The sequence below is a fragment of the Sulfitobacter sediminis genome, from assembly GCF_040811725.1.
Classification (GTDB): domain Bacteria; phylum Pseudomonadota; class Alphaproteobacteria; order Rhodobacterales; family Rhodobacteraceae; genus Sulfitobacter; species Sulfitobacter sediminis.
Genome location: NZ_JBFNXX010000001.1, coordinates 70,365 through 91,802 on the forward strand (window position 1 = coordinate 70,365; position 21,438 = coordinate 91,802).

General features: G+C 63.0%; 24 protein-coding genes. 16 read left to right on the top strand and 8 right to left on the bottom strand.

The genetic code is table 11. The features are described from left to right. Positions 1–19 precede the first annotated feature (19 nt). A complete protein-coding gene (mutM, locus tag AB2B41_RS00325) occupies positions 20–871 on the bottom strand; it encodes a bifunctional DNA-formamidopyrimidine glycosylase/DNA-(apurinic or apyrimidinic site) lyase (RefSeq protein ID WP_367875734.1) in 852 nt (283 codons plus the stop codon). A gap of 105 nt (positions 872–976) precedes the next feature. Between mutM and ubiE the strand changes: the two genes are divergently transcribed. The 5 genes from ubiE (at position 977) to AB2B41_RS00350 (ending at position 6,019) form a co-directional block, all read left to right on the top strand. Then, positions 977–1,750, top strand: a complete 774-nt coding sequence (gene ubiE / locus AB2B41_RS00330) for a bifunctional demethylmenaquinone methyltransferase/2-methoxy-6-polyprenyl-1,4-benzoquinol methylase UbiE (RefSeq protein ID WP_367875735.1) — start codon at positions 977–979, stop codon at positions 1,748–1,750. Between the two features lie 3 nt (positions 1,751–1,753). Next, a complete protein-coding gene (gene ubiB, locus AB2B41_RS00335) occupies positions 1,754–3,286 on the top strand; it encodes a 2-polyprenylphenol 6-hydroxylase (protein WP_367875736.1) in 1,533 nt (510 codons plus the stop codon). A gap of 171 nt (positions 3,287–3,457) precedes the next feature. Next, the gene (locus AB2B41_RS00340; protein ID WP_367875737.1) at positions 3,458–3,970 is read left to right on the top strand and encodes a putative pterin-binding protein; all 513 of its coding nucleotides are present in this window, start codon (positions 3,458–3,460) and stop codon (positions 3,968–3,970) included. A 75-nt stretch (positions 3,971–4,045) separates the two neighbouring features. After that, a complete protein-coding gene (locus AB2B41_RS00345) occupies positions 4,046–4,978 on the top strand; it encodes a diguanylate cyclase domain-containing protein (protein WP_367875739.1) in 933 nt (310 codons plus the stop codon). Positions 4,979–5,041: 63 nt separating this feature from the next. Beyond that, positions 5,042–6,019, top strand: a complete 978-nt coding sequence (locus AB2B41_RS00350) for an EAL domain-containing protein (RefSeq protein ID WP_367875740.1) — start codon at positions 5,042–5,044, stop codon at positions 6,017–6,019. A gap of 88 nt (positions 6,020–6,107) precedes the next feature. Here the strand turns inward: AB2B41_RS00350 and AB2B41_RS00355 are convergent, their stop codons facing one another. Further along, positions 6,108–7,289 carry an acetyl-CoA C-acyltransferase family protein gene (locus tag AB2B41_RS00355; RefSeq protein ID WP_367875741.1) on the bottom strand — a complete coding sequence of 394 codons (1,182 nt, stop codon included), beginning with the start codon at positions 7,287–7,289 and terminating at the stop codon, positions 6,108–6,110. Positions 7,290–7,424: 135 nt separating this feature from the next. On the opposite strand from AB2B41_RS00355, the gene AB2B41_RS00360 reads away from it, so the two are divergent. After that, on the top strand, positions 7,425–8,432 hold the full coding sequence (locus AB2B41_RS00360) for a phosphatase domain-containing protein (RefSeq protein ID WP_367875742.1): 1,008 nt from the start codon (positions 7,425–7,427) through the stop codon (positions 8,430–8,432). Here AB2B41_RS00360 and AB2B41_RS00365 read toward each other — a convergent pair. The 3 genes from AB2B41_RS00365 to AB2B41_RS00375 form a co-directional block, all read right to left on the bottom strand. Then, entirely contained in the window at positions 8,429–9,169 is a 741-nt protein-coding gene (locus AB2B41_RS00365) for a metallophosphoesterase family protein (RefSeq protein WP_367875743.1), read from the bottom strand. The genes AB2B41_RS00360 and AB2B41_RS00365 overlap by 4 nt on opposite strands. An 85-nt stretch (positions 9,170–9,254) precedes the next feature. After that, entirely contained in the window at positions 9,255–10,850 is a 1,596-nt protein-coding gene (serA, locus tag AB2B41_RS00370; protein WP_367875744.1) for a phosphoglycerate dehydrogenase, read from the bottom strand. A gap of 113 nt (positions 10,851–10,963) precedes the next feature. After that, positions 10,964–12,127, bottom strand: a complete 1,164-nt coding sequence (locus AB2B41_RS00375; RefSeq protein ID WP_367875745.1) for a phosphoserine transaminase — start codon at positions 12,125–12,127, stop codon at positions 10,964–10,966. A gap of 158 nt (positions 12,128–12,285) precedes the next feature. Between AB2B41_RS00375 and serB the strand changes: the two genes are divergently transcribed. From serB to AB2B41_RS00395, 4 genes are all read left to right on the top strand, one after another. Further along, complete coding sequence (gene serB, locus AB2B41_RS00380; protein WP_367875746.1) at positions 12,286–13,161, top strand: phosphoserine phosphatase SerB; 876 nt, start codon at positions 12,286–12,288, stop codon at positions 13,159–13,161. A gap of 65 nt (positions 13,162–13,226) precedes the next feature. Continuing rightward, on the top strand, positions 13,227–13,550 hold the full coding sequence (locus AB2B41_RS00385) for an ArsR/SmtB family transcription factor (RefSeq protein WP_420014273.1): 324 nt from the start codon (positions 13,227–13,229) through the stop codon (positions 13,548–13,550). Next, positions 13,543–13,986, top strand: a complete 444-nt coding sequence (locus AB2B41_RS00390) for an SRPBCC family protein (RefSeq protein WP_367875748.1) — start codon at positions 13,543–13,545, stop codon at positions 13,984–13,986. Before AB2B41_RS00385 ends, AB2B41_RS00390 begins: the two co-directional genes overlap by 8 nt. Before the next feature lie 14 nt (positions 13,987–14,000). Continuing rightward, a complete protein-coding gene (locus AB2B41_RS00395) occupies positions 14,001–14,315 on the top strand; it encodes a YciI family protein (RefSeq protein WP_367875749.1) in 315 nt (104 codons plus the stop codon). 26 nt (positions 14,316–14,341) lie between these two features. Here the strand turns inward: AB2B41_RS00395 and AB2B41_RS00400 are convergent, their stop codons facing one another. Continuing rightward, the gene (locus AB2B41_RS00400; protein ID WP_367875750.1) at positions 14,342–15,322 is read right to left on the bottom strand and encodes an asparaginase; all 981 of its coding nucleotides are present in this window, start codon (positions 15,320–15,322) and stop codon (positions 14,342–14,344) included. Between the two features lie 178 nt (positions 15,323–15,500). Between AB2B41_RS00400 and AB2B41_RS00405 the strand changes: the two genes are divergently transcribed. Then, on the top strand, positions 15,501–16,031 hold the full coding sequence (locus AB2B41_RS00405) for an invasion associated locus B family protein (protein WP_367875751.1): 531 nt from the start codon (positions 15,501–15,503) through the stop codon (positions 16,029–16,031). Positions 16,032–16,043: 12 nt separating this feature from the next. Here AB2B41_RS00405 and AB2B41_RS00410 read toward each other — a convergent pair whose 3' ends face one another. Continuing rightward, a complete protein-coding gene (locus AB2B41_RS00410; protein ID WP_367875752.1) occupies positions 16,044–16,379 on the bottom strand; it encodes an EamA family transporter in 336 nt (111 codons plus the stop codon). A 223-nt stretch (positions 16,380–16,602) separates the two neighbouring features. Here AB2B41_RS00410 and rlmN point away from each other — a divergent pair, with 223 nt between their 5' ends. The 3 genes from rlmN (at position 16,603) to AB2B41_RS00425 (ending at position 18,655) form a co-directional block, all read left to right on the top strand. Beyond that, complete coding sequence (gene rlmN, locus AB2B41_RS00415; protein ID WP_367875753.1) at positions 16,603–17,784, top strand: dual-specificity RNA methyltransferase RlmN; 1,182 nt, start codon at positions 16,603–16,605, stop codon at positions 17,782–17,784. A 90-nt stretch (positions 17,785–17,874) separates the two neighbouring features. Then, a complete protein-coding gene (locus AB2B41_RS00420; protein WP_367875754.1) occupies positions 17,875–18,300 on the top strand; it encodes a phosphatase domain-containing putative toxin in 426 nt (141 codons plus the stop codon). Positions 18,301–18,442: 142 nt separating this feature from the next. Further along, on the top strand, positions 18,443–18,655 hold the full coding sequence (locus AB2B41_RS00425) for a hypothetical protein (protein WP_367875755.1): 213 nt from the start codon (positions 18,443–18,445) through the stop codon (positions 18,653–18,655). A gap of 11 nt (positions 18,656–18,666) precedes the next feature. Here AB2B41_RS00425 and AB2B41_RS00430 read toward each other — a convergent pair whose 3' ends face one another. Beyond that, entirely contained in the window at positions 18,667–19,512 is an 846-nt protein-coding gene (locus AB2B41_RS00430; RefSeq protein WP_367875756.1) for an LOG family protein, read from the bottom strand. Positions 19,513–19,991: 479 nt separating this feature from the next. Here AB2B41_RS00430 and AB2B41_RS00435 point away from each other — a divergent pair, with 479 nt between their 5' ends. Both AB2B41_RS00435 and dapD read left to right on the top strand, forming a co-directional pair. Then, positions 19,992–20,540: a thioredoxin family protein gene (locus AB2B41_RS00435; RefSeq protein ID WP_367875757.1), complete on the top strand. Its 549-nt coding sequence runs from the start codon at positions 19,992–19,994 to the stop codon at positions 20,538–20,540. Between the two features lie 66 nt (positions 20,541–20,606). Beyond that, complete coding sequence (gene dapD / locus AB2B41_RS00440) at positions 20,607–21,434, top strand: 2,3,4,5-tetrahydropyridine-2,6-dicarboxylate N-succinyltransferase (protein ID WP_367875758.1); 828 nt, start codon at positions 20,607–20,609, stop codon at positions 21,432–21,434. The last annotated feature ends 4 nt before the right edge of the window (positions 21,435–21,438 follow it).

A 21,438-nucleotide genomic window follows, 5' to 3' on the forward strand; every position in this document is an offset into this window, starting at 1 on the left:
GGCCCGGACGCGTTTCAAGCTATCTTTGGCATTGACTGCAATAGAAAGACGACCGCCCCGATTGCACCATTCGCCGCACCGGTGCGCCGCAATCGGGCGTGCGGCAGTGGTCACCTTCTCGGCCATAAACGTCGAAGCGGTGCTGGAAATATCCCAGCTCTCCGTCCGCCTGCCGGTAGTCGCGCAGGGATGATCCGCCCGCCTCGATCGCTTCGCTCAGCACGTCGCGGATGATTGGCACCAGCCCCGCCACCCGCGCGGCCGAGATGCGGCCCGCTTTTCGTGCCGGATGGATGCGCGCCCGGTAAAGCGCTTCACAGACATAGATATTTCCCAACCCTGCAACGATACGTTGATCAAGCAGCGCGGATTTCACCGGAATGTTTCGCGCGCGAAACATTTCAATCAAGTAATCCGCGTGAAACCCATTGCCCAAGGGTTCAGGACCGATGGACGCGAGCAGCTTGTGCTGCTCCGCTGTCGCGGTCTCCAGCAGGTCCATCGCCCCGAACCGGCGCGGGTCGTTGAAGGTGATCCGCGCGCCGTTGTCCATGTGCAACACCACGTGGTCGTGTTTCTCGGGCATGGGATGCTCATGCAGGAATTGCCCCAGTGGATCGCCCGAAATCAGCATCCGGCCCGACATGCCAAGGTGGATCAGCAGTGATTCCCCCGAGGCAAGATCGGCCAGGATGTACTTGGACCGCCGCCGCAACCCAAGCACCTGCTGGCCCGCCAGCCGCTCGGCCATGCGGGGCGGAAAGGGCCAGCGCAGGTCGGGGCGGTTCACGTCCGCCTGAGCGATCACGGCACCCTGCATCGCGGGCGCAAGCCCGCGCATGACGGTTTCGACCTCGGGCAGTTCCGGCATTTCCCCATCCTTTTCGCGCGTTTGCCCCATTCCTGCGGCAATTGGCGGTTTGTATCTGGCTCTCTGGCGCTATATCTCGGCTTTGACAATATCGGGACGAAGACCATGACGGACAAGACGCCTTTCCCCGGCGCGCGCGACGAGCGCACGACTCACTTCGGTGCGCGCACCGTGCGCGAGGAAGAAAAGGCAGGCATGGTTCGCGACCTGTTTTCGGACGTCGCCAACAAGTACGACATCATGAACGACGTGATGAGCGTCGGCATCCACCGCCTGTGGAAAGAGGCGATGATGGACTGGCTGGCCCCGCGCCCCGGTCAACGGCTGCTGGATGTGGCGGGTGGGACCGGCGACATTTCCTTCAAGTTCCTCAAACGCGCGGGATATGGCCACGCCACCGTCTGCGACCTGACCGAAGGCATGCTGGTCGAGGGGCGCAAGCGCGCCGAGGCGGCGCAGCTGGCGGACAGCCTTGATTGGGTCGTAGGCGACGCGATGGCGCTGCCCTTCGAGGACAGCAGTTTCGACGTCTACACCATCAGCTTCGGCATCCGGAACGTCACCGATCCGCAGAAGGCGCTGCACGAGGCCTACCGCGTGCTGAAACCCGGCGGGCGGCTGATGGTACTGGAGTTCAGCCAGCTGCCCAACCCGATGATGCAGAAGGCCTACGACCTCTACAGCTTTAACGTGATCCCGCGCATGGGGCAGGTGATCGCCAACGACCGCGACAGCTATCAGTACCTTGTGGAATCGATCCGCAATTTCCCCGATCAGGAGACCTTCCTCGGCATGGTCCGTGCGGCGGGTTTCGAGCAGGCCAAGTACCGCAACCTGAGCATGGGCATCGCCTGCCTGCATTCCGGCTGGAAGCTCTGACACTTGCGCGGACCGCACAACATATGGCGGCTGGCCCGCACGGGCGCCACGCTGGAGCGCACGGGTGCGATGAAGATCGTGCTCGACGCCTTCGACGCGCCACCGGCGCTGCGCTTCGTTGCTAGGGCGCTCGGTCTGCCGTTCAAATGGCTGGGCTACAGGGGCGATCCGTCGATGCCGCCCGCCACCCGTGCGCTGACGGCTTTGGGGCCTGCCTATATCAAGTTCGGCCAGATCCTGTCGACGCGCCCGGATGTCGTCGGGGACGACATGGCCGTTCAGCTGCGCGTGCTGCAGGACAAGCTGCCGCCCTTCTCGACCGAAGAGGCCAAGGCCGAGGTGGAGCGCGAGCTGGGCCAGCCCGTCGACAGAATGTTCTCGGAATTCAGCGATGCCGTGGCCGCCGCCTCCATCGCGCAGGTGCACAAGGCGCGGATTGCGTCCAGCGGTGAGGAAGTCGCGGTCAAGGTGCTGCGCCCGAATATCGAGCGCGCCTTCCGCAAGGATGTCGATGCTTTCTACCTGGCCGCTGGCATGGCGGAGTTCTTCTCGCCCGGTTCCCGACGTCTGCGCCCCACGGATGTGATCGAACATTTCGACGGCGTGGTGCGCGGAGAGCTGGACCTTCGGCTGGAAAGCGCTGCTGCCTCTGAATTCGCCGCCAATACCGATGGCGACGAGGGGTTCCGCGTGCCTCAGGTCAAATGGCACCTGTCGGGGCGCCGGGTGATGACGCTGGGCTGGGCGGACGGGGTTTCGCTGGGCGATAATGACGCGCTAGATGCGGCGGGGCATGACCGGGTGGCGCTGGGCAATCGGGTGCTGCAACTGTTCCTCAACCACGCGCTGCGCGACGGTTATTTCCACGCCGACATGCACCAGGGCAACCTCAAGGTCGCGCCGAATGGGGACATCGTCGCCTACGATTTCGGCATCATGGGCTACATCGACGAATACACGCGCCGGGTCTACGCCGAGATTCTCTATGGCTTCATCCGCCGCGACTATCAGCGCGTCGCCAAGGTGCATTTCGAGGCAGGCTATGTGCCCGCCGACAAGGACGTCGACGAATTCGCCCGCGCCCTGCGCGCGGTGGGCGAGCCGATCTTTGGCATGGACGCCACCCGCATCTCGATGGCGCGGCTTCTGACCTATCTCTTCGAGGTGACGGAGCGTTTCGGGATGGAAACGCGGACCGAGCTGATCCTTTTGCAGCGCACCATGGTCGTGGTCGAAGGCGTTGCGCGGTCGCTCAACCCGCATATCAACATCTGGGAAATCGCGAGCCCCATCGTCAGCAACTACATCAGCAAATCCATCGGTCCGCGCGCGGTGCTGCATGACTTTGCCAATACCGCGCAGGTGCTGGCGCGCTTTGGCCCGCGCCTGCCCGCGCTGGTCGAGGATGTTCTGATGCAGCAAAGCAATCCGGCGCCGGTGGACCGCCGCCCGCGCAAGCGGTGGTTCGCGCTGGCGGCTTTCGTTGGTGCGCTGGTCGGGGCGGGCGTTTTCGCGGCGATCCAGGCCGCGTTCTAGGGCGGCAGGTTCAATCGGGGCGGAACGAATTTGTTGGCCCGGGTACTTTCCTCGAATTGATGCGAATCCCTGACTTCTTCGCCGATGGGGCACCCGAAAAATCAACCGGTTCTTTACCGTCTGCGTTACATGAACTGCGACAGGACTACAGGCGATTAAAGGACTCGGAACATGAGACGTCTTCTCACTTCGGGGGTCATTGCGCTTTTTGCGATGCTCCCCCATGCGGCGCTGGCAGCCCCGAAACCCGTCAGCCTGCCGGCGATAGAACACACACCCGCCGAATTGACCGTCATCGCCCCGGACGGGACCGAGACGCGCTATGCACCGGGTCAGCTTGAAACCCTGCCGACCTATAGTTTGCAGACCACGACGCCATGGCGGAGCCAGCCCGCGAACTTCGAGGGCGTCCTCTTGAGGGACCTGCTTGAGGCGCATGGCCCTGCCGATGCCGAGGCGATCAGCGTGACCGCCGAGAACGACTATCGTGTGGCGATCCCTCGGGAAATCTGGCTTGATCTGGATGTGCTTGTCGCCACACGTGTCGACGGGGCGGCCCATTCGCGCCGCGCACGGGGTCCAATACAGTTCGTCATAGACATGGACAGCTACTCGTCCCACAGCGCAGCGCGCGAAGATCACCTGGTCTGGATGGCGGCACGTATCGAAGCCGCGAAATCGTAGGACAAGATGGCGCGAGATGCTCGCCGACTTCAACTCAGGAGACGGCTGCTCAATGCGCTTGCAACGCGCATTGGGTTGTCGCTTTCGCTTGCCGGACTGGTGCTTCTTTGCCTTTCGGCAGGCGTCTTTGTCGAGCGGTCGGTCGAGCAGCTCAATTTGAACCAGCAGGTCTTCGACGACCGCGACATCCGCAATGGCTTTGTGTCGATGAGCGACCTTCAAAGGCTCTTGCTGATCGCGCAGAACGGGGCCGTGCACGGATCGCTGACACCGGAAGACAGACGCGCCTTTGTCGAGGCGACGGATATCCTTTTCGTTCGGCGTGACTTCTTTGCGGGCAGCATCAATCGCGACCACGCGAAGGACCCGGCGGCAGAAGCCATTGCGGCGCTTGATGGCGTCATCGAGATTGCGGACCGTGCAATTGCGTCGGATTTCCCGGACATTGGGCAGACATGGTCAGAACTGCTTCCCGCGTCGGATGAGGCGCGGCGTGCCCTGGTTCTCTTTCAGGAGATCGTAACGCGTTTCCAGAACGAACTGATGCGCGACCAGGCCGAGGCGGTGCGTCAGCAGCGCCTTGCCGTGCTGACGGCGCTTGCTGCGATCACTGTTGTCGGGGCGGCCGCTCTGCTTTTGCTGCGCAGCGAGGTTCTGAGCCGCGTCGCGCGGGAACGTGCGGAGCGGCATGTCGAGTTTCTGGCTTATTTCGATCAGCTTACCAAACTGCCGAACCGGACACAGTTCCAAAACCGGCTGGACGCAAGCCTCAAGGCCGAAAGGCCGGTCGCCCTGGTCCTGGTGGACCTCGATGAGTTCAAGGGCATCAACGACACATACGGGCACGCGGCAGGGGACGCGGTGCTTTTTCGGGTCGCGCAGCTTCTACAGAGCTATGCGGCACACTGGGAAGGTTTCGCGGCGCGTCTTGGCGGAGATGAATTCGCCATGGTTCTCAATACCGACCATGTTGAAGGCCTGATATCCAGTTGCGAGCTGTTGCTTTAGGACGCGCGCAAAGGGCTGGTATTCGAGGGTGAAGCGATCCAGATCGGGCTGAGCATCGGTTTTGTGACCAGTCGGCAGCTTGGCCCCGATGCGTCACGCACGGTCGATTCCCTCTGTCGCGTGGCGGATTTCGCGCTTTATTCCTCCAAGACAAGCGGGCGTGGCAGGCTTACGCAATATAACCAGATTCTCGAAGGGCAGTATTTCGAACGTCGTACCCTTGTAGAGAGCCTTCCCGGTGCCATCGCACGCGGTGAGCTTGATTTGTACTTGCAGCCCAAGGTCTTCTTGCCCGGACGGGAGGTCTATGGCTTTGAGGCACTTGTCCGGTGGGTGCGGGACAGCAATATCGTACGTACCGAAGAGCTGATCCGCATTGCAGAGGAAAGCGGACGGATCTTCGAGCTGGACAAATACGTCCTCGATGTCGCCGCGCGGGAAATCGCCTATTACAACAGGGTCAACGGCACCGGTGTTTCCGTCAGCGTGAACCTGTCCGCCCTGCACTTCAATACGCGGCGGATCGTCGGTTGGGTGGATCGGGCGCTTGAGGTTTCCGGGCTTCTGCCGCATCTTTTGACCCTTGAGATCACGGAATCGGCCGAGCTGAGGGATTGGGAACAGGCGCAGTTCATCATGGGGGAACTGCGTGCCCTGGGCTCGCGGATTTCCATAGACGATTTCGGCACCGGATACTCGTCGTTGTCCTATCTCCGGTCGGCAATCGTCGACGAGGTCAAGATCGACCGGACGATCATCGAACAGATCGCAACCTCGGACGAGGCGCGCTTCCTGCTGGATGGCGTTCTGGACATCGCGGGAAACCTCGGGCTGGGCGTCGTGGTCGAAGGCGTGGCGACGCCTGAACAGGCGAGGATTCTTACCGAAATGGGGGCGGATCGCGCGCAGGGATACCTGTTTGGCAAGCCGATGTTACTGCGGGATGCGATCGAAGCTTTGGACGGGACCGTCGTCCGGCGCGACGAACCCACTGGCGGGCCGCTCGCCAAAGCGGTGCGAAAGCGGCGCGACCTCGGCTGATGGATGTGGCACCTCGCAGACTTCCGCGCTGAAGGGGCGAGAGCAAGCTGGCGCGTTCGGTCTGGGGAAACCGAACGCGCCTGTGTTCCTAGCCCATCCGCTCGATGGCCATGGCGATGCCCTGGCCGCCGCCGATGCACATGGTAATGAGCGCCCGCTTGCCGCCGATCCGCTCCAGCTCATAGATCGCCTTGACGGTGATGATCGCGCCCGTGGCACCCACCGGATGGCCCAAGGCGATGGCGCCGCCATTGGGGTTCACCTTGACCGGGTCGAGGCCGAGGTTCTTGGTGACGGCAAGCGCCTGAGCCGCGAAAGCCTCGTTGCTTTCGATGACGTCGAAATCCTCGGCCTTAAGGCCCGTCCGCTGCAGCAGCTTTTCCACTGCCGGCACCGGGCCGATGCCCATCACTTCCGGCCGCACGCCTGCATGAGCGTATCCAATGATACGCGCCCGCGGGGTGAGCCCCGCTTTTTCGGCGGCCTCTGCCGTAGCCAGCACAACCGCAGCCGCGCCGTCGTTGATGCCGCTGGCATTGCCCGCCGTCACACTGCCGTCCTCCTGGAAGACCGGGCGCAGACCGGCGAGCGCTTCCGCCGTGGTCGCCTTGGGGTGTTCGTCGACCTCGAAGGGCACCATGTCGCGCTTCACGCGCACTTCGACCGCGGTGATCTGGTCCGTGAAATGGCCCGCCGCGATGGCCGCCGCTGCGCGGTTCTGGCTTTCCAGTGCGAAGGCGTCCTGCTCCTCGCGGCTGATCTGGTGCTCGCCCGCGACATTCTCTGCCGTGATCCCCATATGGCCGGTGCCGAAGGGGCAGTTGAGCGCGCCCAGCATCATGTCGAGCGTGCGTACATCGCCCATTTTCTGACCCCAGCGGGCATCGGGCAGGATGTAGGGCGCGCGCGACATGCTCTCAGCCCCGCCCGCCAGCGCGAAATCAGCGTCCCCCAGCATCAACGACTGCGCGGCCGAGACGATGGCCTGCACGCCAGAGCCGCAGAGGCGGTTCACGTTCATCGCGGGCACGGTGTCGGGCACGCCCGCCTGCATCGCGGCGACGCGGCTGAGGTACATGTCGCGCGGTTCTGTGTTGATGACGTGGCCAAAGGCGACGTGCCCGATCTGGCCCGGCTCGACGCCCGCGCGCTCCATCGCGGCCTTGGCAGCAGCCGTGCCGAGGTCGATGGGCGGTGTCGCGGCAAGCGCGCCGCCGAAGGTGCCGATGGCGGTCCGTGCGCCGCCGAGGATGACGATGTCGTTGGTCATGTGAATTCTCCCGAAGTTTTGCGGTATCTACGGCAATTCCGGGCCCATTGTCAGCCCTGACGGGCCGTCAGCGGGCTTTTTCCTTTGTGCCCGCGCCTGGTTGAACCAAGCCGCCGGATCGTGCGTTCATGGGACATGGTACGCAAAGCACTTCATGCCGTCGTCTGGCGGATCGAGAGGGTGATCGACGCGGTTCGCGGACAGCGCGACAAACGCCGGGTGATCGAACCCTATATCGGCTACGCGACGCCCGATCATCTGGTCGTGCGGGGCCGGGTGCTGACCGCGCTCAGGCGCAACGCCCCGCGGGCAGAGCAATCCCGCTGGGTCAACTTCAGGCAGATGCTTGGGCTTTTCCTGACGGACGAGGTCGCGGATGTGGAGATCTCTGCCGAAGGGATGACGGCGCATACCGACGAGGAGGGCTATTTCACCCTTCTGCTTGCGCGGGACGACCGGAGGGGCTGGCAGGACGTCATCGTGCGGATCGTGGACACCGATGTGGCGGTGGCCTGTCCCGTGATGATCGCGGGCGATGATGCGGCATTCGTGGTTGTGTCGGACATCGACGACACGATGCTCAGGACCGGTGCGTATTCGCTGGCTCGGAACCTCTGGACCTCGCTGACCGGCAATGCGCTGACCCGGCAGGTCTTTCCGGATGCGGTGACCTTCATGCAGCACCTCACCGAAGGTGGGCGGAACCCGGTTTATTATGTCAGCTCGAGCCCATGGAACCTGCATGATTTCCTCGCGACCATCTTCGACCGTGCGGGCCTTGTGCGCGGACCGAAGTTCCTGCGCGATCTCGGTGTGAGCCGGACGCAATTCATCACCGGGACGCATGGCGATCACAAGGGGGGCAGCATCGACACGCTGATCGCCGCCCATCCCGGCCTGCCCTTCGTGCTGGTGGGTGATACCGGGCAGCACGATGCTTTCGTCTATCTCGACGCCATCGCGCGCCACCCCGGCCGGATTGCCGCCGTGGTCCTGCGCGAGCCCGGGCCGGGACCGGATGCGGAAAGCCGGGAAGCCATGGCGCGGATCGAGCAGGCAGGCACACCCCTGCTGCACGGGCCGACGTTCGAGGGCTTTGGGGAACGGCTCCTTGTGCTTCTGAATGAGGGACTGCGTACCTAGCCGGAGCCATGCGGGAGAAGGTTTTCGCGTCCCGCCTCTGTCAATCGCCAGCATGTCTCGTCCTCGAAGACCGCCGCTGTCAGTGCGTTCCCGTAGCCCGCGCCGCTGTCGAGGTTGACGCGATTGCCGTAGTGCTGCGCCTGTTCGACAGGCGTATGCCCATGAACGATGAGCTTGGGGTGCGGGTCCGTATGTGCGTGAAACTCGCGCCTGATCCAGAGCAGGTCCTGTTCATCCTGCCGGTCCAGCGGGACACCGGGGCGAATGCCCGCATGGGCAAAGAAAAGGCTGTCCGTTTCAAAGCTGAGATCGAGCGTTTCGAGAAAGCGCAGGTGGCTTTCCGGTACGGTATCGCGGGCTGCGCGGTGCACCTCGATCTGGCGGGTCTGGGGCGTGACCGCGACCCCGTAAGAGGCAAGTGTCGTGTCGCCGCCCAGCCGGGGATGCAGCCAGGACAGTTCGACCATGAGGATCGCGTCGTGTCGCGGATAATCCTGCATGAACCAGCTGAACATCCGGTCGTGGTTGCCCTTGAGAAAGGTCCAGTTGCGGTTTGATTTCTGGCCTTCGACAAGAAGGTCAAGAACGCCCCGGCTATCCGGGCCGCGGTCGGTGTAATCGCCCAGAAAGACGATGCGCGCATCCGCCCCACCGTCGCGTTCGATCAGGTCGAGCGCGTGTCGCAGTTTGTCGAGTTGGCCGTGGATGTCGCCAATGGCGTAGATCGGGTCAGACATGGCGTTGAGTTACCGTATGGGATGCCCCGCGGAAAGCCTGTCGGGAGGGTAAAACAAACGGGGCAGCCGAAGCTGCCCCGATCCATCATGCCACGTCGAATTCCAGCGGTTTGACCTGCCGGAAAAGGCCCGTCTTGCAGAGCTTGTCGATGACCGGCGCGGGCACCGCCTCGTCCACGTAGAGAAGCGCGATGGCCTCGCCCTTGGCCTCGGCCCGGCCGAGGGTGAAGTTCGCGATGTTGACGTTATTGGCGCCCATGGTCTGGCCAAGCGTACCGATGATGCCCGGCACGTCCTCGTTTGTGGTGTAGAGCATATGCGCACCGACCTCGGCGTCGATATTGATGCCCTTGATCTGGATGAAACGCGGCTTGCCGTCGGAAAAGACGGTGCCCGCAATGGAGCGTTCGCGCTGCTCGGTCACCACGGTCACCTTGATGTAGCCATCGAAGACGCCTGACTTGTCCTGGTTGGTGGTGCTGATCTGGATGCCCTTTTCGCGCGCGACCACCGGGGCGGAGACCATGTTCACGTCCGGATTGGCACGCTTCATGATGCCTGCAACCACCCCGCAGTTCAGCGCCTCGAGGTTCATCTTGGCGACGGAACCGTCGTAGAGGATGTTGATCGCCTTGATCGGCTCGTCCGTCAGCTGACCTATGAAGGCGCCGAGGTGACCGGCAAGCTTGACCCATGGACCCATGACCTTGGCCTCTTCTGCCGTCACGGAGGGCATGTTGAGCGCGTTGGTGACGGCACCGGTCAGAAGGTAGTCTGACATCTGTTCGGCGACTTGGAGTGCGACGTTCTCCTGCGCTTCGGTGGTTGCCGCGCCAAGGTGCGGGGTGCAGACGACGTTGGGCAGGTTGAAGAGCGGGTTCTCGGTGGCGGGTTCCGTTTTGAAAACGTCGAAGGCCGCCCCGGCGACATGGCCGGATTTCAGCAGATCGGCCAGCGCTTCCTCGTCCACGAGACCGCCGCGCGCGCAGTTGATGATACGGACGCCTTTCTTGGTCTTTTCGAGGTTCTCGCGGCTCAGGATGTTGGCGGTCTGGTCGGTGTAGGGGACGTGCAACGTGATGAAATCGGCGCGCTTCAGGAGCTCGTCCAGTTCGACCTTTTCCACGCCCATCTTCTTGGCCTTCTCCTCGCCCAGGAAGGGATCGTAGGCGATGACCTTCATCTTGAGCCCGCGCGCGCGGTCACAGACGATGCCGCCGATGTTCCCGGCACCGATCACGCCCAGCGTCTTGCCGGTGAGCTCGACGCCCATGAATTTGGACTTTTCCCACTTGCCCGCGTGGGTCGAGGCGGAGGCCTCGGGGATCTGGCGGGCCACGGCGAACATCATGGCGATGGCGTGTTCGGCGGTGGTGATCATGTTGCCGAAGGGCGTGTTCATGACGATCACGCCTTTCTTGGAGGCTGCATCCTTGTCGATGTTGTCGGTGCCGATGCCCGCGCGGCCGATCACCTTGAGGTTGGTCGCGTTCTCGAGAATCTTCTCGGTCACCTTGGTGGCGGAGCGGATGGCGAGGCCGTCGTAGTTGCCGATGACTTCGGCCAGCTTGTCCTTGTCCTTGCCAAGGTCGGGCTGGAAATCGACGTCGATGCCGCGGTCCTTGAATATCTGCACGGCGGCGTCGCTGAGCTTGTCGGAGATGAGTACTTTGGGGGCCATGGTCTTGGTCCTTTTCTGGCGGGGGTGGACCGGGGGGCCACCTTACGAAGGGGGTGGAGGGGGCCTCCACCTTACGGGATGGGGGTAAGGTGGGCGTGTCGCCCACCCGTGGTTCAGGAGGAGATTTCGGCCTCGAAGGCCCAGGCGAGCCAGGGCAGCATCGCCTCGATGTCCGAGGTCTCGACCGTGCCGCCGCACCAGATGCGCAGGCCCGGAGGCGCGTCGCGGTAGGCGCCGATGTCGAGGGCGACGTTTTCATCCGCGAGCCGCTTGGCCACGGCCTTGGCAAAGGCAGCGCCATCGGAGATGCGGTCGTCGGTGAACGTGAGGCAGACCGAGGTGTTCGACCGGGTTGCGGGGTCGGATGCGAGGAAGTCGATCCAGTCGTGTGCCGCGACGAAATCCGCGACGGCCCGGGCGTTGGCATCTGCGCGCGCGATCAGGCCCTTCAGCCCGCCCACCGATTTCGCCCATTCCAGCGCCTGCAGGTAGTCTTCGACGCAGAGCATGGAGGGCGTGTTGATCGTCTCGCCCTTGAAGATGCCCTCGATCAGCTTGCCGCCCTTGGTCAGGCGGAAAATCTTCGGCAGCGGCCATGCGGGCGTGTAGCTTTCCAGCCGCGCCACGGCGCGGGGGGACAGGATCAGCATGCCGTGGGCAGCTTCGCCGCCCAGCACCTTCTGCCAGGAGAAGGTCGTCACGTCGAGCTTGTCCCACGGCAGGTCCATCGCGAAGGCGGCCGAGGTCGCGTCGCAGAGTGTCAGGCCCGCGCGGTCGGCGGGGATGACATCGCCCGTCGGAACGCGCACGCCGGAGGTCGTGCCGTTCCAGGTGAAACAGACGTCATGGTCGTAGTTCAGCGCGCCCATGTCCACGATCTCGCCATAGGGCGCTTCGTGCACGGTGGCCTCGATCTTGAGTTGCTTGACCACGTCTGTCACCCAGCCGGAGCCGAAGCTTTCCCAGGCGACCATCTCGGCGGGGCGTTCGCCCAGCATCGTCCACATGGCCATTTCATAGGCGCCGGTGTCGGAGGCGGGCACGATGCCGATCTTGTAGTCGGCGGGCACACCCAGAACCTCGCGGGTCGTCTCGATCGCCTCAAGCAGCTTGGCTTTGCCTTCGGCTGCGCGGTGCGACCGGCCAAGAGGCGCGTCGGCGAGGTTGTTCAGGTTGAAAGTGGGGGGTTTGGCACAGGGGCCAGAGGAAAAACGCGGATTCGCCGGGATGGCGACAGGTTTATTGTCCGGCCGCGTTGCCGGTTGCGTGGTAGCCATTGCTGTTACCCTCTCAGATATGCGCCCTTCGTTGGGGAAGGGTGTCCCACGGACGCGTCTAAGGCGCTGCGCGGGCTGGCACAATCGGAAAAATGGGTCTAGACCGCCGCTCGGTCGCATTTTTGCGACATGGCTGACGCGGATCGGAAACTTCGCCCATGTATACTGTCGTGCTTCTTTCTTCTCCTGCCGTGCGCGCGCTCGATCCGGCCTTGGTGGAGAGCCTGCGCAATGCCTGGGGCGGGGGAGATGCGGTCTGGTTGTCCCCGGACGAGGCGGCGGAGTTCGAGGTTGGAGCGATGCCCGGCAATTTCTGGGAGGTCTGGGAAAGCTGCCAGGGGATGCAGGTGGACCTTGTCGCTGTGCCGACTGAAGGACGGCGCAAGCGGATGCTGCTGGCGGATATGGACAGCACGATGATCCAGCAGGAATGCATTGACGAACTGGCCGACGAGGCGGGCGTGGGCGCACGGGTCAAGGAGATCACCGCGCGGGCGATGAACGGAGAGCTGAACTTTGAAGGGGCCCTGCGCGAGCGGGTGGGGCTGCTGGAGGGACTGAAGGCGGATGTGATCGAGAAGGTGCTGGCGGAGCGGATCACGCTGATGCCGGGTGGCAAGGCCTTGGTTGCGACGATGAAGGCGGCTGGCGGCCATGCGGTGCTGGTATCCGGCGGGTTCACGGCCTTTACCTCGCATGTGGCGCGGGAGATCGGGTTCGATGAGAACCGCGCCAACACGCTGCTGATCGACGGCGGCGTGCTGACCGGCAAGGTGGCGGAGCCGATTCTTGGCAAGCAGGCGAAGGTCGATGCGCTGGAGGAGGTGACGGCGCGGATCGGCATCGGTGAGGACGAGGTGATCGCCGTGGGTGACGGCGCGAACGATCTGGGCATGTTGCACCGGGCGGGGCTGGGCGTGGCACTGCACGCCAAGCCTTCGGTCGCGGCGCAGTGTGACGTTCGGATCAATCACGGCGATCTGACCGCGCTCTTGTTCGTGCAGGGATATGCCCGGCAGGAATTCGCCGTCTGAACCGGGATCAATGATTAACAATTTACTTAATTAACTGATCTGTTAATATCAAGGCCATGCAAGACATGGCCCGCACTTTCGCTGCCCTTTCCGATCCGACCCGCCTGAGCGTGGTGGAAAAGCTCATGCAGCAGGGCGAACTGCCCGTCGCGGCGCTTGTCTCGGATGCAGGAATGTCGGCGCCCGCGGTATCGCGGCACTTGAAGGTGCTGCGTGAGGCTGGACTGGTGACGCAGCGGGCCGAGGGGACGAAGCGGTACTACCGCGTCGCGCCTGAGTCGGTGCGTGCGATTGCGGATTGGACCACGCTTCACCGCAGCTTTTGGGCGGCGAGCCTCGACCGGCTTGAGGCCGTGCTCGCCGAGGACAGGGATTTGGTCGATGAGTGACATTCATCTCGAGCGCGAGTTCGCCGTTACGCCGGAACGGTTGTTCGACGTGGTCAGCACGCGGGCGGAACTGATCCGCTGGTGGGGCCACGATGGCTGGACCTTTACCGACGAGAACATCGATTTCAGCCGCACCGGACCCTGGTTCGCGGACATGCGTAGCGAGGAGGGCAACCGCTACAAGCTGTCGGGGCAAGTGACGCTGGTCAACCGGCCCCGCAGCATCGGTTTCACCTGGGCCTGGCACGATGACGAGGACAAGCGCGGGCCCGAGAGCCACGTGACCTTTACCATCAGCGAGACCGGCGTGGGCGCGAAGCTGGAAGTGGATCACCGGGAGTTGGCCAGCGACGATATCGCGGCACAGCATGCGCGCGGCTGGGCCGGACCGCTTGGCAGGCTTTCGCGACTTTTGTCCGACGAACGCAAACCCTGAGAGGAGGAAGAGAAATGCCCGATTTCATGTTGGCCTATCACGGTGGCAAGATGCCCGAGACACCGGAGGAGGGGGCGCGGGTCATGGCGGCCTGGGAGACCTGGTACAAGGACCTTGGGGACAGCGTCGTGCATCCCGGCAACCCGGTGGGCAAGTCGAAGACCGTCAGTGCAAAGGGCGTCGAGGACAACGGCGGGGCGAACCCGCTGTCGGGCTTCACGATCCTCCGCGCGGATGACATCGAAGCGGCGTGCAAGATGGCGGCGGCCTGTCCGATGGTCGCGGACGGCAGCGGCACGGCAGAGGTGGCGCCAATCGTCGAGATGTAAGGCGGGGTTTTCCCCCGCCGCAGCCGTCAAAGCAGGCCGCTTGCCGGTCTCAGAGTGCCGGTTTCGATGTTCCGGCGGTTCAGGATCGGCGCGTTGAGGCGCTTGCGTGTTGCGGGATGATTGGCGTCCAGCGCGCCAAGCCTCACGAGAAGCGCTGCAATGGCGCATTCCGCCGCGCGCGTCGTGCCGCAGGCGGCTTTCACGGCGATGCCCAGTTTCCGCTCGGGCAGGATGGCGATGAAGAACCCCTCCGCTCCGGTTTTGAGCGCGACCTTGCCGTCCATGGCGCGCATCAGTTCGGTGCAGGCGCGGCCCTCTCCGGCGACCAGGTCGGGGTGCAGGCGCATGGCCTGATGCAGGCGCGCCTCGGCCGAGCCGTCGGGCGCGGCGGCGAAATGGGCCATGGCACGGGCCATGCCGTGCAGGCTGCAGGCGAAGTTCGGGGCCGAACAGCCGTCGATGCCGTAACCGGGGGAGGTTTCGCCGGTCGTGCGCTCGAAGGCTTCGAGGCAGGCTTTCTGAACGGGATGGTTCGGGTCGATGTATTCGGCATCGCCGCCAAGGTGCTGGCTGAGCGTCAGGAAACCCGCGTGTTTGCCCGAGCAATTGTTGTGCACCTGGCAGGGTTCCTCATGTGCCCGGATCAGCGCGTCCCGCGCGGGCCGGTCGTCGGGTTCCTGCGGGCCGCAGCGGAAGTCGTCGTCGCTGAGGCCCAGATCCGACATCCAGACGTTCACCCGCTCCGTATGGATCGCGGCGCCATTGTGAGATGCACAGGCCAGCGCAAGCTGTTCCGTGGTCAGGCCGCGCGCGTCGGCGGCACCGGATTCGATCAGCGGCAGCGCCTGGATCATCTTCGAGGATGAGCGCGGAAGAATGACGCGCCCGGGGTCGCCCCAGGCTTCGACGATCTGGCCGGTATTGTCGCAGATCACCGCATGTCCTTTGTGGACGCTCTCCAGGAACGGTCCGCGCCAGATTTCCGCGAAGGGAGCTGCTTGCGTCATTATTCACCTTTAATTTAAGCGAAAACCTGCCAATCAGGGTTTCGTCTGTCGCCTGTTTGAAGTTAATATGTTCTTTGTCGAAAAGATAACAGGCACTTGGAAAAAGAGCGGTAAGCAAAGCACCGCCAACGGGTGTCTGGATAGGTATTGAGGTCAAGGACAGCTTGGAGGCTGTACAATGGGAATGATGAAAACGATTGGGTGCGCAATCGGGGTTTCCGCCCTGATGGCAACAAGTGCAGTCGCGCAGGAGCAGAGCACGAACCGGGTGGCGGCCAAGACCGACTGGAGCGTATTCGTAGAAGACAACCCAACCGAATGCTGGGGGGTCTCGACGCCAAAGGAGACCGTGAATTCGCGCGACGGGCGTGTCGTGGCGGTGAACCGGGGTCAAACGCTGTTGATGGTTTTCTACCGTCCTGCAGCCGGTGCGAACGGCCAGGTGGCCTTTACCGGTGGCTATCCCTTTGCGTCGGGCTCTACCGTGACCATGGAAATCTCCGGCACGAATTTCGAGCTGTTTACCGAAGGGGAGTGGGCCTGGCCCGCGACCACGGATGACGATTCCAAGATCATCACTGCGATGAAACGGGGTGCTACGGCGGTGCTGAGCGGCCGGTCAGGGCGCGGCACGAATACGAAGGATACCTTCAGCCTGCTTGGCTTTACCGCCGCGGTCGAGGATGCCGCCAAGCGCTGCGGCGGCTGACGCGCCGCGCGCTCAGGCGATGCGCATCATCAGCACCATTGCAAGTAGTGCGCAGCCGATCCCGGCGACTTCGCGCCATTCCAGTTTCTCTCCGAAGTGAAAAACGCCGATCGCGCAGAGCGCGAGCAGCGTGAGCATGGAAAAGGCGACGCCTGCCTGTGACAGCGTCACGTGACGCAGGGCGAAGAACCACAGGATCGCCGAGAAGGCGTAGAGCACGCAGCCCAGAAGAACGAGCGGCGATATCATGGGGTGCCCGTCGTCAGCGGCAACCTTGATAAGGTAGTCGCCGTAGATCACGACCGCCGAGGTCAAAAGGGTAAAAGCCAATCCGATGAATAGGGGCATGGGAGCCTCCTGAGATAAAGTGCCCCGGCGGAGCGGGCATGAGCTATCGCTCAGCGGCGACGCCCTGCCCGGTCATCGGAACACGTTGGAATAGGTCTGTTGAATGCCCGGCAGTTTCGCTTGTTGCGGGAAACCGATCAAGTAAGGGAACCCTTACCATCCTCTTTTGCAAATGCCGCGCTGTCCTATATAGAGACCCATCACCGCAAGCCTGAGTCGCCCTATGTCCGCCACCGCACCGATCACACAGGATGTCCACACCATTCCGCGCAAGCTGCCGGAGGGGCCCGTGAACCTTGTCGGGCTGACCCGCGAGCGGATGCGTGAGGTTTTGATCGCCCATGGCACGCCGGAAAAGCAGGCGAAGATGCGCGTCGGACAGATCTGGCAGTGGATCTACCAGTGGGGCGTGCGCGACTTTGCCGCGATGACGAACCTTGCCAAGACCTACCGGGCGCAACTGGCCGAGCAGTTCGTGATCGAGGTGCCCGAAGTGGTGACCCGGCAGGTCAGCGAGGATGGCACGCGCAAGTACCTCGTGCGGATCGCGGGGGGGCATGAGGTCGAGATCGTTTATATTCCCGAAGAGGGGCGCGGTACGCTTTGCGTGTCCTCGCAAGTGGGCTGCACGCTGACCTGTTCCTTTTGTCATACCGGCACGCAGAAGCTGGTGCGCAACCTGACGGCGGCCGAGATCATCGGGCAGGTTATGGTGGTCCGCGACGATCTGGGGGAATGGCCCGAGATCGGCGCGCCCAAGGACGAGACGCGGCTTTTGTCGAACATCGTGCTGATGGGCATGGGCGAGCCGCTTTACAACTTCGAGAACGTGCGTGATGCGATGAAGATCGCCATGGATGCGGAAGGCATCCAGTTGTCCCGTCGCCGGATCACGCTGTCGACCTCGGGCGTCGTGCCAGAGATTGCCCGTACGGCAGAGGAAATCGGCTGTCAGCTGGCGGTATCCTTCCACGCCACCACGGACGAGGTGCGGGACAAGCTGGTGCCGATCAACAAACGCTGGAACATCGCGGAACTGCTCGAAGCGCTCAAGACCTATCCGAAGGTGTCGAACTCGGAGCGGATCACGTTTGAGTACGTCATGCTCGACGGGGTGAACGACAGCGACGAGGACGCGCACCGGCTGATCAAGCTGATCGAGGGCATTCCGGCCAAGATCAACCTCATTCCCTTCAACGAATGGCCAGGCGCGCCTTACAAGCGGTCGTCGAACAACCGCATCCGGCGGTTTGCGGATATCATCTACAAGGCCGGCTATGCCTCGCCCATCCGTACGCCGCGGGGGGAGGATATCATGGCGGCCTGCGGGCAGCTCAAATCGGCCACCGAGCGCGCGCGCAAGTCGCGCAGAGAGATCGAGGCCGAGGCGGGTATCTCGACCTGAGTGGCGCATCCGAGCTTTCTCATTCCGACCGGCACAGAAGGCAGCCTTCGGGTCATGCCCTGCCCCCAGCCCCATGATCTTCCCGCCGCAATGGCAGCACTTGCGGCTGAGGGCGTGACGGACGTGCTTTCCATGCTGCCCGATGACGAGGCAGAGGAGATCGGTGTTGGAGAGGAACCGGCGATCTGTGCCGCGCTTGGCCTTCGCTTCCACTCTCATCCGATCCCGGATTTTTGCCTGCCAGAACGGCATAGCTTCATCGCGCGGATCGCGGACATTCTGCAGATGCTCGGGGCGGGCCGACACCTGGCTGTCCATTGCCGTGCGGGTATCGGCCGGTCCGGCATGATCGCCACAGCGACACTGATAGGCTTTGGTCAGAGCGCAGAGGAGGCCATCGCGCGGGTCGCCCAGGCGCGCGGTGTTTCCATCCCGGACACGGAAGAACAGGCCGGTTTCATCCGGGACTTTGAAAAACACTGGGCGGAGCGCTCCGCACAGCGCACTGAACTTTAACAAAAATTATAGAGAATTGGCCGTATCGTCTGGCTCCCTGAGTTTCTCGAAAAGACCCAGCTGTCGCCGCAATTCTGAAAAACTTCCGCCATGAACGGATTTCAGATTGTTTCCCGAGACCGCTCAATCAGGAGACACAGAGATGTCCATCATGTTTAACAAGGATCCGTTTATCACCCGCCAGGTTATCGACCTCGTGATGCGGGAGCGTGAAAGCTGCCTGTCGGCGCGTGAATGGAAACACCGCCTTGCCGGATACGGTTACGCGATCAGGGACACCGATCACGGCCAGGTGGTCGAGACCCTGCCGCACCATGTCGAGGTGGGTGTGCTGCCGGCAGAATTCAGCGCCTGATCCGGCTGCGGCTAGCGACCGGGCATCCTGTCCCGGGCCGGCCCCGGTTCCCAATTCTCGATCAATTTCATCGCCTCCTCCGCGCTTTCCACGAAGCGGAAGAGGTCCAGGTCCTCGGCTGAAATGGTGCCCGCGTCGGCCAGCGCCTCCCAGTTGATGATCTTTTCCCAGAAGGCCCTTCCAAACAGCAGGAAGGGCACCCGCTGCATCCGACCGGTCTGGATCAGTGTGAGCGATTCAAACAATTCATCCATCGTCCCGAAGCCGCCCGGAAAGACGCAGATCGCCTTGGCGCGCATGAGGAAGTGCATCTTGCGAATGCCGAAGTAGTGAAAATTGAAGCAGAGCGCCGGGGTCACGTATTCGTTCGGGGCCTGTTCGAAGGGCAGCACGATATTGAGCCCGATGGAATGGCCCCCTGCATCCACGGCGCCGCGATTGCCGGCCTCCATCACCCCCGGCCCGCCACCGGTGACGATCACGTCCTCCTTGCCGCCGCTTTCCAGTGATTTCAGGGTCATCAGCCGTGCGAATTCCCGCGTTTCGTCGTAGAAATGCGACAGCTCCGCCAGCGTCTTGGTACGGGCCGTGTGTTTCTTTGAGGGCTCCGGTATCCGTGCGCCGCCGAAGAGCACGATCGTGGACTTGATGCCCTGTTCCTCCATCAGCAACTCGGGCTTCAGGAGCTCAAGCTGCAGCCGTACGGGCCGCAGGTCGTCCCGGCACATGAAATCAGCGTCGGTGAAAGCAAGCCGGTAGGCGGGTGCGCGTGACTGAGGGGTATCCGGGATCGCCTCGGCTGTCGTGATGTCGGTGTGGGCGTCACGCAGCGGATGGCGGCGGGGGTCGTCTTTCATGAAGGTCTCCGAAACGGTGTCGGGTCAGCGTTACGCGGATCGGATAAACATGCAAGGTGCCTCGCGAGAGGCATCGCGCCAATCCACGAAGGTGTGAAATGACACCCGGCTTAAGTTCATTTTTACCCGGGGAGGCCAGTTTCCGCGCAAGGGGCAAGACCAAGATCAAGGAAGACAGAAGTGATAGAACCGAACGCTTTGCAAACCCATGAAATCCTCGTCGCGGCAGCGATTGCGCAGCAGCATGGTTTCGACAAGACGGGAGAAGCATTGAAGGACATGGCGAAGTGCAGTGTCTGCAGCAAGGCCTTTCATTGCAGCGGGGCGACCTGCGACTTTGTACCGAGACGGGATGGCGCGCATCGTCTTCAATGATCATCTGATCAAGAGGCCCTTTTTCCCACCGCTCCGGGGGGTGAGGATTGACCAGTTGTGCGCCGTCCCGGAGGATGATGCAAATCCGCAGGAAAGGTGACGGCATGCTTTCGAAATCCCAGGTGTGTGATTTTGGCTGGCCCGCGCCGGAATTCTCTTTGCTGACGCCTTCGGGAAAGAGCCATTCCCGCGACAGCATCATGGGTCCGAAAGGGATGTTGATCGCGTTTATCTGTAACCACTGTCCCTACGTGATCGCGCTGATCGACCGCCTTGCGAAGGACCTCAAGACGCTGGATGCGCTGGGCATCGGGTGCGCGGCGATCATGTCGAATGATTACGGCCGGTATCCGGCGGACGCGCCCGAACGGATGGTCGAATTCGCGAAGGTGCACGGGCTGAGCGTGCCCTACCTCGTAGACGAGGATCAGTCCGTTGCGCGCGCCTACGGTGCAGTCTGCACGCCCGACTTCTTCGGTTTCGATGCCGACGGTGGGCTGCAGTACCGGGGAAGGCTGGACGATGTCGGCATGCGCGACGATCCGTCGAGCCGGGCGCCGGAACTGCTGAATGCCATGCGGCAGGTGGCCGAGACCGGCAAGGGGCCGGAGCATCAGATACCGTCCATGGGCTGTTCGATCAAATGGCGCTGAGCGATTGCGCTGACGCGACGGCAAAGGTATAGCGCGCGGAACCCAACCCGCATCAGGAGCGCCGCCATGTCCAACGCCCAACTCGAAGCCGCCATCGAAGCCGCATGGGACACCCGTGACCAGATTACCTCTGCCACGACGGGCGAGACCCGAGAGGCGATCGAGGACACGCTGAATGCCCTGGACAGCGGCAAGCTGCGGGTGGCGGAAAAGCAGGACGATGGCAAGTGGCACGTGAACCAGTGGGCCAAGAAGGCGGTGCTGCTGGGTTTCCGGATCAAGGACATGGAGCATCAGGAAGGCGGCCCGCAGGGTGCCGGCTGGTGGGACAAGGTCGACAGCAAGTTCAAGGGCTGGGGTGACAACGAATGGAAGGCGGCGGGCTTTCGCGCTGTCCCCAACTGCGTTGTGCGCCGGTCGGCCTATATCGCGCCCGGCGTGGTGCTGATGCCGTCCTTCGTGAACATCGGCGCCTATGTGGACAGCGGCACCATGGTCGATACCTGGGCCACCGTCGGTTCCTGCGCGCAGATCGGCAAGAATGTACACCTGTCCGGTGGCGTCGGCATCGGCGGCGTGCTGGAGCCGATGCAGGCGGGGCCGACCATCATCGAGGACAATTGCTTCATCGGGGCGCGTTCGGAGGTGGTCGAGGGCTGCATCGTGCGCGAAGGATCGGTGCTGGGCATGGGCGTCTTCATCGGCCAGTCGACCAAGATCGTGGACCGCGAAACCGGCGAGGTCATGTATGGCGAGGTGCCCCCGGGCTCTGTCGTCGTGGCGGGCACCATGCCGTCGAAGAATAACGTGAGCCTGTATTGCGCGGTGATCGTGAAGCGGGTGGATGAGCGGACACGCTCCAAGACGTCGATCAACGAGCTGCTGCGCGACTGACGCG

Coding starts and splice junctions, on each gene's coding strand:
- mutM (WP_367875734.1), bottom strand. CDS start 871: ATGCCGGAACTGCCCGAGGTCGAAACCGTCATGCGCGGGCTTGCGCCC.
- ubiE (WP_367875735.1), top strand. CDS start 977: ATGACGGACAAGACGCCTTTCCCCGGCGCGCGCGACGAGCGCACGACT.
- AB2B41_RS00340 (WP_367875737.1), top strand. CDS start 3,458: ATGAGACGTCTTCTCACTTCGGGGGTCATTGCGCTTTTTGCGATGCTC.
- AB2B41_RS00355 (WP_367875741.1), bottom strand. CDS start 7,289: ATGACCAACGACATCGTCATCCTCGGCGGCGCACGGACCGCCATCGGC.
- AB2B41_RS00360 (WP_367875742.1), top strand. CDS start 7,425: ATGGTACGCAAAGCACTTCATGCCGTCGTCTGGCGGATCGAGAGGGTG.
- AB2B41_RS00365 (WP_367875743.1), bottom strand. CDS start 9,169: ATGTCTGACCCGATCTACGCCATTGGCGACATCCACGGCCAACTCGAC.
- serA (WP_367875744.1), bottom strand. CDS start 10,850: ATGGCCCCCAAAGTACTCATCTCCGACAAGCTCAGCGACGCCGCCGTG.
- AB2B41_RS00375 (WP_367875745.1), bottom strand. CDS start 12,127: ATGGCTACCACGCAACCGGCAACGCGGCCGGACAATAAACCTGTCGCC.
- serB (WP_367875746.1), top strand. CDS start 12,286: ATGTATACTGTCGTGCTTCTTTCTTCTCCTGCCGTGCGCGCGCTCGAT.
- AB2B41_RS00385 (WP_420014273.1), top strand. CDS start 13,227: ATGGCCCGCACTTTCGCTGCCCTTTCCGATCCGACCCGCCTGAGCGTG.
- AB2B41_RS00390 (WP_367875748.1), top strand. CDS start 13,543: ATGAGTGACATTCATCTCGAGCGCGAGTTCGCCGTTACGCCGGAACGG.
- AB2B41_RS00395 (WP_367875749.1), top strand. CDS start 14,001: ATGCCCGATTTCATGTTGGCCTATCACGGTGGCAAGATGCCCGAGACA.
- AB2B41_RS00400 (WP_367875750.1), bottom strand. CDS start 15,322: ATGACGCAAGCAGCTCCCTTCGCGGAAATCTGGCGCGGACCGTTCCTG.
- AB2B41_RS00405 (WP_367875751.1), top strand. CDS start 15,501: ATGGGAATGATGAAAACGATTGGGTGCGCAATCGGGGTTTCCGCCCTG.
- AB2B41_RS00410 (WP_367875752.1), bottom strand. CDS start 16,379: ATGCCCCTATTCATCGGATTGGCTTTTACCCTTTTGACCTCGGCGGTC.
- rlmN (WP_367875753.1), top strand. CDS start 16,603: ATGTCCGCCACCGCACCGATCACACAGGATGTCCACACCATTCCGCGC.
- AB2B41_RS00420 (WP_367875754.1), top strand. CDS start 17,875: ATGGCAGCACTTGCGGCTGAGGGCGTGACGGACGTGCTTTCCATGCTG.
- AB2B41_RS00425 (WP_367875755.1), top strand. CDS start 18,443: ATGTCCATCATGTTTAACAAGGATCCGTTTATCACCCGCCAGGTTATC.
- AB2B41_RS00430 (WP_367875756.1), bottom strand. CDS start 19,512: ATGAAAGACGACCCCCGCCGCCATCCGCTGCGTGACGCCCACACCGAC.
- AB2B41_RS00435 (WP_367875757.1), top strand. CDS start 19,992: ATGCTTTCGAAATCCCAGGTGTGTGATTTTGGCTGGCCCGCGCCGGAA.
- dapD (WP_367875758.1), top strand. CDS start 20,607: ATGTCCAACGCCCAACTCGAAGCCGCCATCGAAGCCGCATGGGACACC.